The organism is Plantactinospora sp. ZYX-F-223 (genome assembly GCF_039649625.1).
Lineage (GTDB): Bacteria > Actinomycetota > Actinomycetes > Mycobacteriales > Micromonosporaceae > Plantactinospora.
Genome location: NZ_JBDJAV010000198.1, coordinates 1 through 485, shown reverse-complemented (window position 1 = coordinate 485; position 485 = coordinate 1). Strand labels below are relative to the sequence as shown.

General features: G+C 68.0%; 1 protein-coding gene. It reads right to left on the bottom strand.

What is annotated here, in order from left to right; all coding sequences use genetic code 11:
* A partial coding sequence (locus AAH979_RS43155) for a methyltransferase domain-containing protein (protein ID WP_346263901.1) occupies positions 1 to 443 on the bottom strand: 443 nt, incomplete at its 3' end.
* Between the last annotated feature and the right edge of the window lie 42 nt (positions 444 to 485).

The following is a 485-nucleotide window of genomic DNA, read 5'->3' as shown; positions in this document are numbered from 1 at the left end:
CCGAGTCGGGTGGCGGCCGCCGAGGCGATGTTCGGCACCTCCAACGCGAGCCAACCCCGCGCCGCCAACATCCGCCGCGCCGCCAACAGAAACCGACGCGGATCCTCCACATGCTCCAACACATGGAACGCACACACCGCCTCGACCACACGCTCCGGAACGTCCGACTCGAAACACCCGTGCCGCACCGGCACACCCAACCGCTCCCGAGCGAACCGCGCCGCCGCCGCACAAACCTCGACACCCTCCGCCGCGATCCCCGCCCGCAACGCCGCCTCGACGAAAAACCCACCCGCCGAACCCGCCTCCACCAACGAGGCCGGCCGCGCCACCGACAACAACCACCGCAACCGACGACCCGACTCGAACCGCCGAGGACCCGGCAGGAAATAATCCTCATAACCCTCACCGGTGAAATACGACTCGTCGTACAACTCCGCCAACGACGGGAACTCCCCCGCCGTCCACGAAAAACCACACCCCCC